We start from the raw sequence: 2,179 nt of genomic DNA, 5'->3' as shown, positions 1-2,179 counted from the left end.
GCCGGCAAGCGCCGCCACGAGGTGCCCGGCCATTTCTCCCGCATGGAGCCAACCCTGCGCGACGGCGTCGTGGCAGCGTGGGCCGAACCCGGCTGAGGCCCGGACGCCGTTATCGCCGCCTTCGCCTGGGGCTACGTGCTCAACAGCGTTCTCGTTGATGGCTCCGCCAACCGGATGTGAGCCACCGCAACCTTCCGCCGGATAATCGCTGATGCCCTTTCCCGCCGGACTGATCCGCTTCGCCCTGGTGCTGCTGGCCGGATTGCTGCTGCTCACGCCGATGATGCTTTCGCCCATGCCGGCCCTGGGCGACTTCGCCAACCACCAGGCGCGCTTCTGGCTGCTGGGTGGCGGGCTGGCGCAGATGTCCACCGTTTACGGGGCGGATTGGAGCCGCGCCTTCATCAATATCGGCGGCGACCTGCTGGTGCGCTTCTTCGCCGGCGTGGTGCCGGGCGACAGGGTCGGGCAGGGCATCCTGGCCTTCGGCATCCTGGGCCCGCCCCTTGGCGTGCTGCTGCTGAACAAGCGGCTGCTGGGCTGGAATGTCTGGATGTTCGCCTTTCCGTTCCTGGCCTGGACGCAGACGCTGCTGTTCGGCTTTGTCACCTTCCAGATGGGGGTTGGCCTCGCGCTGCTGCTGGCCACGGCGGACACGCTGCTGCCGGAAGGTGCGGGGCGCTGGCTATACCGCCTGGCGGCCGCTTTTGTCATGCTGGCGGTGCATCCCTTCGCGCTGCTGTTCTACGCCGCGCTGACCGGCGGCCTGATCTTGGGCCCGCGCCTGCTGGACCATCTCGCTTCCCGCCCTGCCTTTCTGCGCTTCCTGCGCCAGGGGCTGCTGCTGATCGCGGTGTGCGCGCTGCCGCTGCTGGTGCTGACGCTGACGGCGGCGCATCTGCCGGGCGAGGACAAGCATGTTGAAAGCGCGCCGGTTGTCTGGACGGAAGGCCTGACCCGGATCTCGGCGCTGCTTTCGGCCCTGCGCAATTATGACATCCGGACCGATCTGGCGCTGATGGGGCTGTTTGCGCTGGTGCCGCTTTATGCGCTGGTCCGCCGCCGGCTGAGCCTGCATCAGGGCCTGTTCGCGGCGGCGGTTATTCTGGGCATCGCCTCGCTTTTCATGCCCAAGGCAATGGCGGGAACCGCCGCCCTGGAGCTGCGGATTCCGCTGATGGCGTTGCTGGCCTTCGCCGCCTCCCTGCGCATCGAGATGCCGACGCGGCGGGAAGCGGTGGCCGCGGCGGCGCTGCTCGCCACGATCGGGCTGGCGCGCACGGCCGATGTGGCGCGGCACTGGGCCCGTGCGGAGCAGGATGTGGCAGCCCTGCGCCGGATCATGGCCGCCTTGCCGCCCGGCCGGGTCGTGCTGCCGCTGCGGCACTATCCGGCCCCGGACGCCGTGGCGGCGGCGCCGCTTGGCCGCTACTTCGTCGATGACAGGGGGCAGTTCACCCAGATCGCCTCCTATGCGGTGATCTGGCGGCAGGCCTTCATCCCCAATCTTTTTTCCGCGCGTGGCAAGCAGCCCCTGCTGGTGCTGCCGCCCTTCAACGAGATCTCGGTGCCGGAAGGCGGGCCGGCTTCCATCCATGTGCTGGACCGGCCGGGCTATCCGGTTGCGGAAAGCCAGGCCTATGCCCTGAAATGGCGGGAACGCTTCGACTACGCGCTGGTGCTGAACGCCGACCTGCCGGATCAGGAAGGGCCGCTGGTGCTGCCGCCAGGCGTGCAGAAGATGGCTGATGAGGGCTTCGTGCAGCTTCTGCGCCTGCCCCTCGCGGAACGGCCAATGGCGGCCCGGTAGGGGCCGCGTGATGCAGGCGCGAATTACATCGCCGCATGGCGGCAGCCGGTGGGCCCTGGTGTTCATCCCAGAGCCCGCATCGCCCAGGGAAGACGGGAAGGTGCGGGACGGCAACTGGTTCCTTTGATGAGGAACGGATGAGGCTTAAATGATTTTCTGTTAAGTTTTATGGACATTTCTTGATACGCAATGAACCGAATGCGCGCATTCGTGAGCATCGGAATGGCAACGTTCCGCTTAAGGTCGTTTCCATTCGAGAGGATATCGCATGGAAGCGATGCGCAATGCTTCGCGGCCGCTGATTTCGGTTGTGGCGCCCTGCTACAATGAGGAAGACGGGCTGCGGGAGTTTCACGCCCGGGTATCGGC

Annotated in this window: 1 protein-coding gene; it reads left to right on the top strand. The window is 66.8% G+C overall.

All coding sequences use genetic code 11. The features are described 5' to 3' along the window. The first annotated feature begins 211 nt into the window (after positions 1–211). Entirely contained in the window at positions 212–1,810 is a 1,599-nt protein-coding gene (locus F0Q34_RS21455) for a hypothetical protein (protein ID WP_149814408.1), read from the top strand. Positions 1,811–2,179 lie beyond the last annotated feature (369 nt).

It is taken from the genome of Teichococcus oryzae, from assembly GCF_008386565.1.
Classification (GTDB): domain Bacteria; phylum Pseudomonadota; class Alphaproteobacteria; order Acetobacterales; family Acetobacteraceae; genus Pseudoroseomonas; species Pseudoroseomonas oryzae.
This window is presented reverse-complemented; position numbering and strand designations above follow the sequence as displayed.

Coding starts and splice junctions, on each gene's coding strand:
- F0Q34_RS21455 (WP_149814408.1), top strand. CDS start 212: ATGCCCTTTCCCGCCGGACTGATCCGCTTCGCCCTGGTGCTGCTGGCC.